A 12713-nucleotide genomic window follows, 5' to 3' on the forward strand; every position below is an offset into this window, starting at 1 on the left:
GCCTGCCGGGCGGCGATGTGCAGCGACAGTCTGCGGCGGCGGTCTGCGGGAGCGCTGTCAGGCTTGATCCTCGCCCGCGCGCCGGCGGGTGAAGGCTGCCACCGACACCGCCGCCAGCAGCGCGAAGATCAGCGCCACGTCCAGCAGCGCCGGCACCTCCAGCGCCAGCCCGAGCAGCAGCAGCACCGCCATGCCGGAGGTGCCGAGCAGCTGCGCGGCCATCATTCGGTCCGCCGGCGTGGGCCCGATCACCACGCGCACCAGGCCGGCGGACATGGTCAGCAGCAGCACCAGCGCCATGCCGAGCAGGAATTCAGGCATCGCCGCCCTCCACTCGGGTCTGCGCCTGTGCCACGGCGGCGGCCTCGGCGCGGGCCAGCGCCAGGGCGTCCTCGCGCTCGCAGCTGGTCACGGTCACCTGCGGGGCACCGGCGAGCGTCTCGCCGAAGAGACGGGCGACGCGCTGCTCCAGACCCACGAGGCCCGCCACGACGGACGGATCGGCGTCCAGCGCATGCACTTGGACGATGCCGTCGCGGATGTCCGCGGAGAGGGTGCCCGGCAGCAGGCTGATGGTATCGAGAAAAACCACCTTGGCCGCGGCGTCCTGAAGACGGGGGCGATAGCCGATCAGGGCCGGATCGATGCGCAGCCGGGGCGAGAGCACGCGCCTTGCCACATCCACGCCGCCGAGGATGGACTCCCAGACGAAGAAGGGGACGAAGGCGACCAGCCGCAGCGGGCTCGGGTCGGCGCCCACCAGCGTCGACAGTCGGGCAGCGGCGAAGGTGGCCAGCAGCACCGCCGGCACGCCGACGATCCAGGACACGGGGTCGGTCCCCGCCAGCATCAGCCAAACCAGTGCGAACAGCACCAGACGCATGGTCCAGCGCAGCGGGCTTGCGGTCGTGGGAGGGCGGGTCGCGTCGGTCAAGGTCGGCAACCGTCGAATATCCGTTACAGAGCTGAGACAATGTGGGCGGGGGACTGCCCGATTTCCACGGGCAAGGCACAATATTCGGATTAACCGAAGTGCGCAATCGCGACGGCCACCGGGCGCGGGCGACGCCTCAATGCGAACCGCCAGCACTCACGGCGGCGGGCCATCAGCCGCAGTCGAATTAAGATCGAGGGCGTGCTTGCAATTGCAGCCGGCGGGCGCCAGTTGCGCGAGAGATTCAAACACAGTGACCATGCGGGAACCGGGGGTTACAGTATCGCAGACCGGAGGCCGACGGCGGGCGGCCCCGGAGGCCGATGGCCGCCAAGGAGAAGGCCGCCGGGCCGCAGCACCGGTGCCCGGCCCATCTCCGCGGTCGGCTCCGCACCCAATGCTTTACCGCGAGTCCAAGAGGTATCAGACATGTCCAACGCCACCCTGAGTGACGCCGACCGCATTTTGCGCGCCGACGAGGGCGCGCCTGCGGCCGGCGGGGCACAGCCCCCCGCCGAGCCGGAGACCGGCAACGACGCCGAAGAGACCGCTGCCCGCACCGGCCGTGATGGCGGTGGGGCCCTGCGTTGGGGCGTCGTCGTCATAGCGCTCCTCGTCGTCGCTGTTGTCGGACTCGGCACATGGTGGTCCGTCCAGCCCGATAAATTCGACGTGCAGGCCAACACGGAGGAGCTCTTGGGCGCGGATGTCAGTCCTGTGCCGGGCAGCGCCATCGTGGCGTCGGCAATCAAGGTGGCGGACACCCTGTTGCACAAACCGGGCGGTTACCTGCACAACGACATGACCCCGCCCGGGATCATCATGGACAACATGCCGTCCTGGGAATATGGGGTGCTGACGGAGCTGCGGGATTCTGTCCGCTCGCTGCGCAACGACTTCAGCCGGTCCCAGTCCCAATCCGTCGAGAACGAAAGCCTGAGAAAGGCCGACTCTGAGTTCAACTTCGATGCGAAGGCCTGGTTCCTGCCCTCCGCCGAGCAAGAGTACGAGCAGGGCATCGCGGCACTGCAGCGCTACCTGAGCGCAATGGCCGAGCGCGATCCGCAAGCGCAATTCTATATCCGTGCGGACAATCTCGCAGCCTATCTACAGGTGGTGGAGAAGCGCCTCGGCAGTTTCGGTCAGCGGCTGTCGGCGAGTGTCGGCGATGAAGAGCTCACCGCCGCCTTGAGCGCACGGCCGGCTGATCGGACACCGCAGGAGGGTCAGGCCCAGAGCACCGCCGCCGGCACCGGCTCCGGCACCGGCAGCCGCACGCCCTGGACCGAGATCGACAATGTCTTCTTCGAGGCGCGCGGCTACTCCTGGGCCTTGCTGCACATGATGAAGGCGATTGCCATCGACTTTGCGCCGGTGCTGAAGGACAAGAACGCGGAGGTGTCCATGCAGCAGGTTATTCGCGACCTCGAATACGCCAGTATGCGCAAATGGTCGCCGGTGGTCCTGAACGGGCACGGCTTCGGCCTGCTGGCCAATCACTCGCTGGTGCTCGCCTCGTATATGTCCCGCGCCAACGCCGCAGTGATCGACCTAGGAACGCTGTTGGAGCGTGGCTGACACCAGCACGCCCGGCGCCCGCGGCGGCGACGTCGCCCGGGCGCTGGCCACGGCGCCGGTCCAGGACTACCTGGAGCAGCTCCACGCTGAGCTGGCGCAGGTGAGCGGCGGTACCATCGCCGACTACATTCCGGAGCTGACCCGGGCCGACCCCAACTGGCTCGGTATCGCCATCGCTACCGCGGACGGGCACATCTACCAGGTGGGCGACTCCCGCCAGCCTTTCACGGTGCAGTCCATCTCCAAGGCCATCGCCTATGGGCTGGCGCTGTCGGACCAAGGGCTGGATGCGGTGCTGGCCAAGGTCGGCGTGGAGCCCTCCGGCGAGGCCTTCAACTCCATCAGCCTGGAGCCGGACACGGGCCGGCCCATGAACCCGATGATCAACGCCGGTGCCATCGCCACGACGGCGCTGGTGCGCGATGATCGAGCGCCGCCGCTGGAGCGCCTGCTGGCCACCTTCGCCGGCTACACCGGCCACGCCATGGACATCGACACGGCGGTGTTCGAGTCCGAGCGCGAGACGGGCCACCGCAACCGCGCCATCGCCCACCTGCTGCGCGGCTACGGCATTCTGGAGAGCTCGCCGGAGGCGGCCACCGACCTCTACTTCCAGCAGTGCGCCATTCGGGTCACCGCCCGCGATCTGGCGCTCATGGGTGCCTGTCTCGCCAACGGCGGGGTCAATCCGGTGACCGGCGTGGTGGCGCTGAAGCGCCGCTACGTGGACAAGGTGCTTGCCGTGATGAGTACCTGCGGCATGTATGACTACTCCGGCGGCTGGATCTTCAATGTCGGCATGCCGGCGAAGAGCGGCGTCGGCGGTGGCATCATGGCCGTGCTGCCGGGGCAGTTCGGTCTCGGGGTCTTCTCGCCGCCGCTGGATGCCAAGGGCAACAGCGTGCGCGGCATCGAGGCCTGCGAGCGAATCTCCCGGGACTTCGGGCTGCATTTGTTCAGTGTCGCGCGGGCGACCTCGGCGACGGTGCTGCGGCGCAGCTACGACTGCACCCGGATCCGCTCGCGGCGCGAGCGCAGCCCGGCGGAGACTGCCTTGCTGGCCGAGCAGGGCGGGCGCGTGCGGGTCTACGAGCTGCAGGGCGAGCTGGTGTTCGGCAGCGCGGAGTCGGTGGAGCTGGCCATGCTCGCCGATCTCGCGGAGGCCGATGCCCTGGTGGTGGATCTCAAGCGCGTCGTCGCCGTCGGCGATGCCGCTGCCCGGCTGCTGCTGCGCCTCGCCGAGCGCGTCGCAGCCTCCGGCAAGCAAATCTATTTCACCGAGACCATGCACCTCTACGGCTTCCGGCGGCTGCTGCAAAAAACCCATGCCGCCGCCAGCGCCGACTGGCTGCGCTTCGACGACACCGACCGCGCCGTGGAGGTTTGCGAGCAGCGCTTGGTGGATGCCGCGGGCGTTGGCGCCGATGTCCTAGACGGCGCCGATCTGCACAATAATTATCTCTGCCGGGGCCTGTCCGACACGGCGCTGGATACCGTGCGCGCCGCCGGCAGCGAGCGTCGTTATCCCGCTGGTGCGGCGGTGCTGAGCATCGGCGATACGGCTCAGAGCGTCTTCTTCGTGCTCGCCGGCGAGGCGGAGGTGTGGGTCAGCACCGGCGAGGGCGGTAAGTCCGGGCGGCGGGTGCGGCTCACCACGCTCGGCCCCGGCACGGTGTTCGGCGAGATCGGCGTCCTCGACCGTGAGCGGCGCACGGCCAATGTCACCGCGAGCACCGATCTTACCTGCCTTGAGGTCCCTTTCGCGGTGCTCGACCCGGCCATCCGCGAGCACATGCTCGCCAACATGGCGCGGCATTTCGCCGCCATGCTGCGGGAGAACGCCGAGCTGGTGCGCCATCTCGCCTGACCCCGTGGGAGCGGTCTCTGGCCGCGACGGACGCTGGCCGCGGCGCTGGAAGACGTCGCGGCAAGGATGCCGCTCCCACGGCGCGGTCTGGTGTGGGAGCGGCGTCTCGCCGCGACGGATGCTGGCTGCGGCGCTGGAAGACGTGGCGGCAAGGATGCCGCTCCCACGGCGCGGTCTGGTGTGGGAGCGGCGTCTCGCCGCGACGGATGTTGGCTGCGGCGCTGGAAGACGTGGCGGCAAGGATGCCGCTCCCACGGCTCCCGGCCTTGGAAAACGCGGATGATCGGCGCTACTGTTGCATCATGTGTGGCCGCTTCGTTCAACACGCCGACCCTGAGATCTATGCCAGTCGCTACGCGGCGGAGCTGGACGCGGACGGTCTCGGCGATTGGCACCCGAGCTACAACATGGCACCGACCCGCCCGGTGCTGGCCATCCGCGCCGGCAACGACGGGGGGCGCGAGCTCACGGCGCTGCGCTGGGGCCTGATCCCGAGCTGGTCCAAGGGCCCGGACAGCCGCTACAGCATGATCAACGCCCGCGCCGAGACCGTCGCGAGCAAGCCGGCCTATCGCAGCGCCTTCAAGCGCCGACGCTGCGTGATCCCCGCCGAAGGCTTCTACGAGTGGCAGTCGCCGGCAGGCGGCGCGCAACAGCAAAAGGGCAAGCCCAAGCAGCCCTTTTTCATCCACCGTCAGGACAAAGCGCCCGTCCTGCTCGCCGGGCTTTGGGAATATTGGCGGCCCGAAGACGGTGATCCGGTGCGTTCCTGCACCATTATCGTCACGGACGCCAACAGCGCCGTGGCCGGTATCCATGAGCGCATGCCGGTAGTCTTGGATGCGTCCGCCATGGACTCCTGGCTCGATCCGCAGAACGCCGACACCGACGCCCTGCAGGCCCTGTTGCGGCCGGCGCCCGCCGAGGACTGGGCCGCGCAGCCCGTCTCGCGACGGGTCAACAGCCCGGCGAACGACGACGCGGGTCTCCTCGCGGCGCTCGAGGATGGCGACAACCAAGCAGGCGACCAGGCCGACGGCCGATGAGGCTGTCGCGCACGGGGCTGCGTCGGCTCGGCTTCGCATCAAGAATGCGTGTACGCCGATTCCTATGCGATTGGCTGGCTTGGGTATATACTCAAATGCCCTGCCTACGGTACGGAAATTGCCGCGGCTGGCCGTGCCGAGAGATGTGAGCCGGCGCACAGTTTCGGCGAGCCGAGTCCGTTGTGCTTGTACATGGATGCACACCGCAAGGGTCACGATCCTGCACCGAGGCAGGACCGAGGCAGGGCAGGCAAGAACAACGACACCAGTACGCACATGGCACGCCAAGCTCTGAAGATTCCGGGACCCCTGGGTCAGCGCATGCGCGGGCGCTGGCGTCTGTCCATCAGGCGCTCCTTGTTGCCCGCCGTGCGCTTCTTCGCCGATGTCATTCCGCGTCTGCTGGACATCACCGTCGCTGCAGGGCTGTTGCTGGTGCTGTCCCCGGTGGTGCTGGTGCGTGCCACGGCGAGCATCTGGCAGACCGGTCGGTTGTTCGATGCCGAGGATCTGGTGGGGCGCTTTCGCAGCCGCATCCAGCGCCTCGCCTTCGCCGGGCACGGTCCGGCGCGTGGGCTCGGGGTATGGCTCAGCGTCCTGAAGGGGGACCTCGCTATGGTCGGCCCACGGCCGCTGACGGCGGCGGAGGCGGTGGCGGTGCCGGCCGCGGACGCCGTGCGCTTTGCGGTACGCCCAGGCCTGGTGTCGCCTTTTGGCGTCAAGCGCAAGGTGGGTATCGCGCATGTCGGCGAGAGTCGGCTGGACCGGGATTTCGTCTATGGTCAGTCGGTGAAAGGCGATCTCGGGCTGGCAGCGCGCTCGGTGCTGAACGGTATACTCGGCGGCGATGGCACCGGCCGGGCAATGCCGAGGGTGCTCAATTTCTTCGGTATTCCGATCCAGAACACCAGTATGGCGGAGGCCGTGGACTGGCTCATGGCCGCCAGCGACCCCAGCGACCCCGGCCGCCGCGCTTCGCGGCAGCTCGCCTTCGTCAATCCGGACTGCCTCAACATCGCCTGGCGTGATGCCGACTACCGCGACGCCCTGCTGGCATCGGCACGGGTGCTGCCGGACGGCATCGGTATCCATATCGGCTGCCGCATGCAGGGGCTCGCGCTACGCGAGAACGTCAACGGCACGGACCTGTTTCCGCTGCTGTGCGCGGCAGCGGCGCAGCAGAGCCGCTCGCTGTTCCTGCTGGGCGCCCGCCCCGGCATCGCGGCGGCGGCAGCCGAGCACATGCAGCAGCGCTACCCGGCGCTCAGGGTCGCCGGTACCCGCGACGGCTATTTCGATGCCGCCGATGAGCCCGCCGTCATCGAGCAGATCAACCAAAGCGGCGCCGATATCCTGCTGGTAGCCTTCGGCGCACCGCGACAGGACCTGTGGCTGCAGCAGCACCGACAGGCCCTGAAGCCGCCGGTGCGCATGGGTGTCGGCGGCCTGTTCGACTTCTACTCCGGGCGTATCCAGCGGGCGCCGGTATGGATGCGCGAGATCGGCCTGGAATGGGCCTACCGTCTGTTGCAGGAGCCGGGACGGATGTGGCGGCGCTATGTCATTGGCAATCCGCTCTTCCTGTACCGTGTCTGGCGCCAAATGCAGGCGCCGGAGCGGTTTGCGCTGCCCGCGGCGGCGAGGGCGCCGGAGATCGCTCGGCCCGCCGGCGTGGCGGGGATGGCGCCATGACCGCCAGTAGCGAGCACAAGCGCCGACAAGAGGCGCTCATCAAGCGCTACGGCAGCCCGGCTGCGCTCGGCGCCAAGGCGAAGGCGCGCATGCTGCTCAAGCGCGCCGCCTGGGTGGGTGTCGTACGCGGCTCCTATCTGCTCAAGCGTCTGTTCGACATCCTGGCCTCCGCCGTGCTGCTGGTGCTCTTGCTACCGGTGCTCGGCCTTGTTGCGCTGGCGATTCGTCTGGAGTCGCCGGGGCCCGTCCTGTTCCGGCAGACCCGCGTCGGCCGCTGGGGGCAGCTCTTCACCATGTGGAAGCTCCGCTCCATGTACATCGACGCCGAGGCGCGCAAGGCCGCGCTCATGGCACAGAACGAGATGGCCGGCGGCGTCATCTTCAAGATGAAGGACGATCCCCGGGTCACCAAGGTCGGCCGCTTTATCCGCAAGACCAGCATCGATGAGCTGCCGCAGCTGTGGAACGTGCTGCGCGGCGACATGTCTCTGGTGGGCCCGCGCCCGCCGGTGCCGGCGGAGGTGGATGAGTACTCGCTCTCGGACCGTCGGCGGCTGGAGGTTATCCCGGGCATCACCTGTATCTGGCAAATCTCCGGGCGCTCGGAGATTCCCTTCGACCAGCAGGTGGAGCTGGATGTCCAGTACATCGAGTCCCAGTCCTTCTGGATGGACTTGAAAATACTCCTAAAAACCGTGCCCGCGTTGTTGCTCGGCACCGGCGCCTACTGAGGACCTCACCATGTGCAAGGCGAGACGCACCGCCTGCAACCGCACGCCCACGCTGCCCTGCACTCATCCAGGGAGCGCCTGAGCCATGCGCGCCCTCGTGTTCGCAGATCGCCCGGCCGCCGATCTGGCGCCGCTGGATGCCCAGTACGCGCCGGCACTGCTGCCGGTGGCGGATCGGGCGCTGGTGCAGTTCCGCCTGGAGGAGCTCATCGATGCCGGCATCACCGAGCTCGTCTTCGTGCTGGCCGAGCACGCCGACAAGCTGGAGGCCCTGCTCGGCGCCGGCGAGCGCTGGGGCGGTCGCTTTCGCTTCGCCCTGAGCCGCAGCGGCCGCCACGGCGGCGAAGCCCCCAGCGCCGTCTGGCCGCGGCTGGCACTGGGAGAAGACGAGCCGCTGCTGGCCCTGCGCGCGGACTTGCTGGCGGGTCCCTGCATTGCGGACTTTCTGGATCAAGCCCAGGGGCTGCCGGGGTCGGTGGTGCTGGGTGCCGCGGCCGACCCGAGGGCGTCGCTGGTGCTGCTGCGTGCCGGGCATCCTGATCCCGCGCCCTTGCTGGATCTGTTGCATTGGCACGGCGGGCCAGCCGACGCCGCCGCTGCCGCTGCCGCCCACACCGTCGACCTGCGCGCTACGGCGCTGAGCCTGATCGAGTCCGTGGCGGAGTACCATCGCGCCAACCGAGATCTCGTGGCCGGACGGCTGGCCGGGCTCGCCGCCGGCGGCCGCGAGGTGGCGCTCGGCCTCACCGCCGGTCGCCGTGCCGCGGTGGCGCCCCGGAGCCTCAAGCAGGGCCAGGCCTATGTCGGGGAGAACAGCCGGGTCAGCGCCGATGCCGAGCTGCTCGGCGAGGTGGTCATCGCCCGGGACGTGGTGGTGGACCGGGGGGCGACCATCATCGACAGCGTCATTTTGCCGCACAGCTACATCGGCGAGCTGGTGGAGTTGAGCAATGCCGTGGTCGCCCACGACGTCCTGATTCGCGTGGATACAGGGGCGGTGCTCAAGGTGGCGGATGCCTTTCTGCTCGGGCGCCTCGGCGGCGAGGCCGCGCAGCCGGAGGGCCCGCGCCTCGCAGACCGCATCCTGGGTACGCTGCTGCTGCTGTTGTCGCTGCCCCTGTGGCCCGTCGCGCTGGCCGCTGCGGCGCTGGAGTCCGGCGGCGGCCTGCTGCGCGGCGAGACGCTCATCGGCAACCGCGGCGCGGCGCTGCCTGGTGTCGCCGGCGGCGACCGCGAGCCGGCCTTCTCGAGCCGGCGCTTCGCCACCAGCATCCCGGTGCTGGCGACGCTGCCGCGCATCCTGGCGGTGGTCAGCGGCGATCTGCGCCCGGTGGGCGTCGCCCCGCTGACGCCGCAGCAGGCGGAGTCCCGCACCGAAGACTGGCAGCGGGTGCGCGATCAGGCGCCGGTGGGGCTCATCGGGCCCACGCAGCTGACGCTGCCGCCGGATGCGCCCTTTGACGAGCGGCTCATGAGCGACGCCTTCTACGCGGGCAAGCGCAGCGCCCTCGGCGACCTGCGCTGGCTCTGGGTCGGGCTGCTCGGACTCTTCAGCCGCCGCGCTTGGCAGCGGGCTTGAACAGATAGACCGGCATGACCGCTGGCGGCATCCCAAACACGACAACGCGCAGCGAGGGGGAGGAACATGGCCGAGGACAGCATCGAAGCGCAAGCCGGCGAGCACGCAGCCCATGCACCGCGCGTGGCCATCGCCATGCGCTCCTACAACGACATCGACACCATCCGCGGCACGCTGGAGATGGTCGCCCGCCAGGGCTACCGCAACTTCACGCTCTGGAATTTCGACTCCAGCTCCCGCGACGGGACGCTGGAGGTGATCCGCGAGTACAACGACCCCGCCCGCATCCACCAGAACGATCCCAAGTCCTACAACCCCGGGCGGGTACTGAGCCACGCCGTGGCCACCATCGGCGCCGAGGCGGACGTCATCGTCTTCCTGAATTCGGACGCCACGCCGGAGCGCGACGATTGGCTGGAGCGGCTCATCGCGCCGCTGGCGGTGCCGGACGTCGGTGCCGTGTTCGGCCGTCAGACCCCGCGCCCGGATTGCCGCGAGCTCTTCCGCAAGGACACCGAGCGCGCCTTCGGCGACGGCAAGGCGTCCGCCGGCTGGGTGCACTTTTTCTCCATGGCCAATGCCGCCGCCCGCCGCGAGGTGCTGGCGCGCTACCCCTTCGAGACGGCTGTGCAATACTCCGAGGATATCGAATGGTCCTATCGGCTGCGCCGGGCGGGCCTGCGTATCGTCTATGTGCCCGAGGCCGCGGCGATGCACTCCCACAACTACACCCTGGCTCAGTCCTACAAGCGCCAGTTCGGCGAGGGCAAGGCCGAGGCCTGGATCTTCCGCAACGGCGAGCTCGACATGTCCTGGCTGCGTTACATGGTGCTGCCCACAGGTATGGAAGTCCTGCGCGATCTCGCCTGGGCCCTGCGTGAGCGCTCGCTGGAGGCGGCCCTGCACAGCGTCCCGCTGCGCGTCACCCAGAAATGGGGTCGTTGGCGCGGGCTGCGGGCAGGCCTCGGCGCGGGGCTGATGCCGGGCGCCGACGACGGCCACGGCAAGGGCGAGCACTCGCATGGGGAAGCCTGAGCCGGTCGCGCCGCACGCGCCCGTCGCGGCACCGCCCGAGCGCTATACGCTCGACGGCGGGCCGGCAGTGGAGGCCCGCATCGACGCCGATCAGCAGCAGATCGCCGCTGCCGTGCTCGACTCGGTGCCCCGGCGCAGCTTCGTCGCCCTGGTGCTCATGGGGGGCTACGGCCGCGGCGAGGGCGGCTATGTGGTCACCGAGGACGGGCCAGCCCCGTTCAACGACTACGACTACTTCGTCGTCGTTCGGGGCACATCCGGCGCGCAGCGCGCCGCTTTGCACCGCGGGCTCGCCGAGCTGGCGGAGACACTGACGGAGCGCGTGGGCGTGGAAGTGGACTTCGCACTGCTGAGCGCCGAGCACCTGAAGCGCGCCGAGTATTCACTGATGAACGCCGAGATGCGCTGGGGCCACCGGGTGGTGGCGGGTGACGCGGACGTGTTGGAGCGCATGCGTGACATGCCCTTCCACGGCCTGCCGCCTGGCGAGCTCACGCGGCTGATGCTGAACCGCGGCGCCCTGTTGCTGATGGATCAGCAACAGCTGCTCGAGCGCCGCTCCCTGGCCGCCGGCGGCGGTATGGACACAGGCGAGCGCGAGGTCTTCTTCAAGTACCTGTTCAAGGCCGTCCTCGCCTGCGGCGACACCCGCCTCGCGGCGGACGGCCGCTATCACCCGTCCTATCCCGAGAAGCTCGCCCGGCTGGAAGCCCCGCGCCCGGCGCTCTACGTGGATGATCGCGAGCGCCCGGACCCCATGCCGCGGCACGACGAGTTTCTCGAGCTCTACCGGCTCGCCTACCGCCACAAGTTCCACCCGGCCTACGAGGAATTCGCCGACGCCCGCCCCGCGGACTGGCTGGCGCGGGTGCTGCGCATCTGGACCGCCACGCTGCGCGCCTTCGAGATCCGCCGCCTGGGCGCGAGCTTCTCGGACTGGCACGACTACTGCCGTGCGGACATTCCCAAGGGGCAGGGCGGCAACCTGGTGCGCAACCTCGGCGTGACCGTGCGCGACTTCGGCCCCCGCGAGCCCCTGCGCCGCCCCCGCCGCGCCCTTCGCTACCCGCGCGAGCGCCTCATCGGCACCCTGCCGCTGCTGCTGACGGAATCCGGCTCGCTGCTCGACCCCTGCGCCGCCAGCGCCCTGGGGCTGCCGGCGAATATCCACTGGAAGCTGGCGGCGGAGCGGTTCCTGGGGCTTTGGGCGCGGTATGCTTGAGGGGAAGGGCGGAGTGTGGAGGGCGGAGGGCGGATCACGGAGTGCGGATCACGGAGTGCGGAGTGCGGAGTGCCGAGTGCGGCGTTTGGCGAAGATCGGTGGTGGTAGGGGCTCAGTCGGCGTTCGGTCGACTCTTGAGCGCCTCTGGGTTCATCACTGTCATCGCCTCGTCGCCCATACCCATCACGAGCACGCCGGCCTTCGTGGCCCGGCGGATGATGCTGTCGTCCGGGTAAAGGCTGGCTAGCACGCCGACGGCCCGATTGTCGGCGTACTCCGGGCAGAAGCGCGATAGGTCCTCGAGCTTGGCCAGCAGGGGCTCGATATGGCTCGCCTGGAGGCGTGACTTGGTCTCGTTGACCAGCACGATGTCGTTGCAGGCGAGGAGGGCGTCATACTCCCGGGTTTCTCCATCCCGCCGGCGGACGACGCGCAGCGCGAAGAGGTCGGGGGAGTCGCAGCCGAACAGCTCGGCGGCGACCCGGGGCAGGCTCGGCGCTACGATGTCCTCCACCACGGTGCCGAGGCGGTTGGCGAGATCGCCCCATTGCTTGTTCATGCGCTTGCGATCACGCTCGGACTCCTCCTTGAACGCGCGCATCTCGTCCTTGAACGAGCCCATCTCGTCCTTGAATGCCCCCATCTCGTCCTTGAACGCGCGCATCTCGTCTTTGAAGCCGCTCATGTCGTCTTTGAATTCCCGCATCTCCTCCGAGAGGCGGTTCAGCGACATTTCCGTGCGCATCGCCTGGTAGCTCAGCTCCTTCATGTACTCGCGGAGTTCGTCGACTTCCTCGCGGATGGCGGTGTTGGCCATGTCTGTCCTCCGACGGCTCATACGCAACTTGCTTCAGCAGCATAGCAAGTCGGGCAGTGGTCCGTCGGCTCAGCGTGCGAGCCGTCAGCAATTCTAAATTTGCCGCCCTGGCGCAGCGGCGCGGCCAGTAGGCGGCGGCGTCGCGGGCTCCAGGGCCTCGTGCATGAAGTCGAGGAGCTGCTCCCAGGAGTCGAACGGCCAGTACAGCGTCA

At 69.0% G+C, this 12713-nt stretch carries 11 protein-coding genes; 8 read left to right on the forward strand and 3 right to left on the reverse strand.

What is annotated here, in order from left to right; genetic code table 11:
- Positions 1 to 57: 57 nt before the first annotated feature.
- Together CKO31_RS18340 and CKO31_RS18345 are read right to left on the reverse strand one after the other, a co-directional pair.
- The gene (locus CKO31_RS18340; protein WP_200240328.1) at positions 58 to 321 is read right to left on the reverse strand and encodes an MrpF/PhaF family protein; all 264 of its coding nucleotides are present in this window, start codon (positions 319 to 321) and stop codon (positions 58 to 60) included.
- Complete coding sequence (locus CKO31_RS18345) at positions 314 to 943, reverse strand: Na+/H+ antiporter subunit E (protein WP_242475488.1); 630 nt, start codon at positions 941 to 943, stop codon at positions 314 to 316. Before CKO31_RS18345 ends, CKO31_RS18340 begins: the two co-directional genes overlap by 8 nt.
- Before the next feature lie 420 nt (positions 944 to 1363).
- On the opposite strand from CKO31_RS18345, the gene CKO31_RS18350 reads away from it, so the two are divergent.
- From CKO31_RS18350 to CKO31_RS18385, 8 genes are all read left to right on the forward strand, one after another.
- A complete protein-coding gene (locus tag CKO31_RS18350) occupies positions 1364 to 2512 on the forward strand; it encodes a DUF2333 family protein (protein WP_200240330.1) in 1149 nt (382 codons plus the stop codon).
- The gene (gene glsA / locus CKO31_RS18355) at positions 2505 to 4379 is read left to right on the forward strand and encodes a glutaminase A (RefSeq protein ID WP_322789177.1); all 1875 of its coding nucleotides are present in this window, start codon (positions 2505 to 2507) and stop codon (positions 4377 to 4379) included. Before CKO31_RS18350 ends, glsA begins: the two co-directional genes overlap by 8 nt.
- Before the next feature lie 266 nt (positions 4380 to 4645).
- Positions 4646 to 5425 carry an SOS response-associated peptidase gene (locus CKO31_RS18360; RefSeq protein WP_242475489.1) on the forward strand — a complete coding sequence of 260 codons (780 nt, stop codon included), beginning with the start codon at positions 4646 to 4648 and terminating at the stop codon, positions 5423 to 5425.
- Positions 5426 to 5701: 276 nt separating this feature from the next.
- A complete protein-coding gene (locus CKO31_RS18365) occupies positions 5702 to 7117 on the forward strand; it encodes a WecB/TagA/CpsF family glycosyltransferase (RefSeq protein ID WP_200240332.1) in 1416 nt (471 codons plus the stop codon).
- Positions 7114 to 7848 carry a sugar transferase gene (locus tag CKO31_RS18370; protein ID WP_200240340.1) on the forward strand — a complete coding sequence of 245 codons (735 nt, stop codon included), beginning with the start codon at positions 7114 to 7116 and terminating at the stop codon, positions 7846 to 7848. The genes CKO31_RS18365 and CKO31_RS18370 overlap by 4 nt, the downstream gene beginning before the upstream one ends.
- Positions 7849 to 7933: 85 nt before the next feature.
- Entirely contained in the window at positions 7934 to 9427 is a 1494-nt protein-coding gene (locus CKO31_RS18375; RefSeq protein ID WP_200240342.1) for a sugar phosphate nucleotidyltransferase, read from the forward strand.
- 66 nt (positions 9428 to 9493) lie between these two features.
- Positions 9494 to 10462, forward strand: a complete 969-nt coding sequence (locus CKO31_RS18380) for a glycosyltransferase family 2 protein (protein ID WP_200240344.1) — start codon at positions 9494 to 9496, stop codon at positions 10460 to 10462.
- Positions 10449 to 11684 carry a hypothetical protein gene (locus CKO31_RS18385; protein ID WP_200240346.1) on the forward strand — a complete coding sequence of 412 codons (1236 nt, stop codon included), beginning with the start codon at positions 10449 to 10451 and terminating at the stop codon, positions 11682 to 11684. The genes CKO31_RS18380 and CKO31_RS18385 overlap by 14 nt, the downstream gene beginning before the upstream one ends.
- 112 nt (positions 11685 to 11796) lie before the next feature.
- Here CKO31_RS18385 and CKO31_RS18390 read toward each other — a convergent pair whose 3' ends face one another.
- On the reverse strand, positions 11797 to 12501 hold the full coding sequence (locus tag CKO31_RS18390; protein ID WP_200240348.1) for a DUF8196 domain-containing protein: 705 nt from the start codon (positions 12499 to 12501) through the stop codon (positions 11797 to 11799).
- Between the last annotated feature and the right edge of the window lie 212 nt (positions 12502 to 12713).

It is taken from the genome of Thiohalocapsa halophila (assembly GCF_016583825.1).
GTDB lineage: Bacteria > Pseudomonadota > Gammaproteobacteria > Chromatiales > Chromatiaceae > Thiohalocapsa > Thiohalocapsa halophila.

Bases quoted from the DNA above. Each gene is read 5' to 3' on its own strand.
- CKO31_RS18340 (WP_200240328.1), bottom strand. From the start codon at position 321: ATGCCTGAATTCCTGCTCGGCATGGCGCTGGTGCTGCTGCTGACCATG.
- CKO31_RS18350 (WP_200240330.1), top strand. From the start codon at position 1,364: ATGTCCAACGCCACCCTGAGTGACGCCGACCGCATTTTGCGCGCCGAC.
- CKO31_RS18365 (WP_200240332.1), top strand. From the start codon at position 5,702: ATGGCACGCCAAGCTCTGAAGATTCCGGGACCCCTGGGTCAGCGCATG.
- CKO31_RS18370 (WP_200240340.1), top strand. From the start codon at position 7,114: ATGACCGCCAGTAGCGAGCACAAGCGCCGACAAGAGGCGCTCATCAAG.
- CKO31_RS18375 (WP_200240342.1), top strand. From the start codon at position 7,934: ATGCGCGCCCTCGTGTTCGCAGATCGCCCGGCCGCCGATCTGGCGCCG.
- CKO31_RS18380 (WP_200240344.1), top strand. From the start codon at position 9,494: ATGGCCGAGGACAGCATCGAAGCGCAAGCCGGCGAGCACGCAGCCCAT.
- CKO31_RS18385 (WP_200240346.1), top strand. From the start codon at position 10,449: ATGGGGAAGCCTGAGCCGGTCGCGCCGCACGCGCCCGTCGCGGCACCG.
- CKO31_RS18390 (WP_200240348.1), bottom strand. From the start codon at position 12,501: ATGGCCAACACCGCCATCCGCGAGGAAGTCGACGAACTCCGCGAGTAC.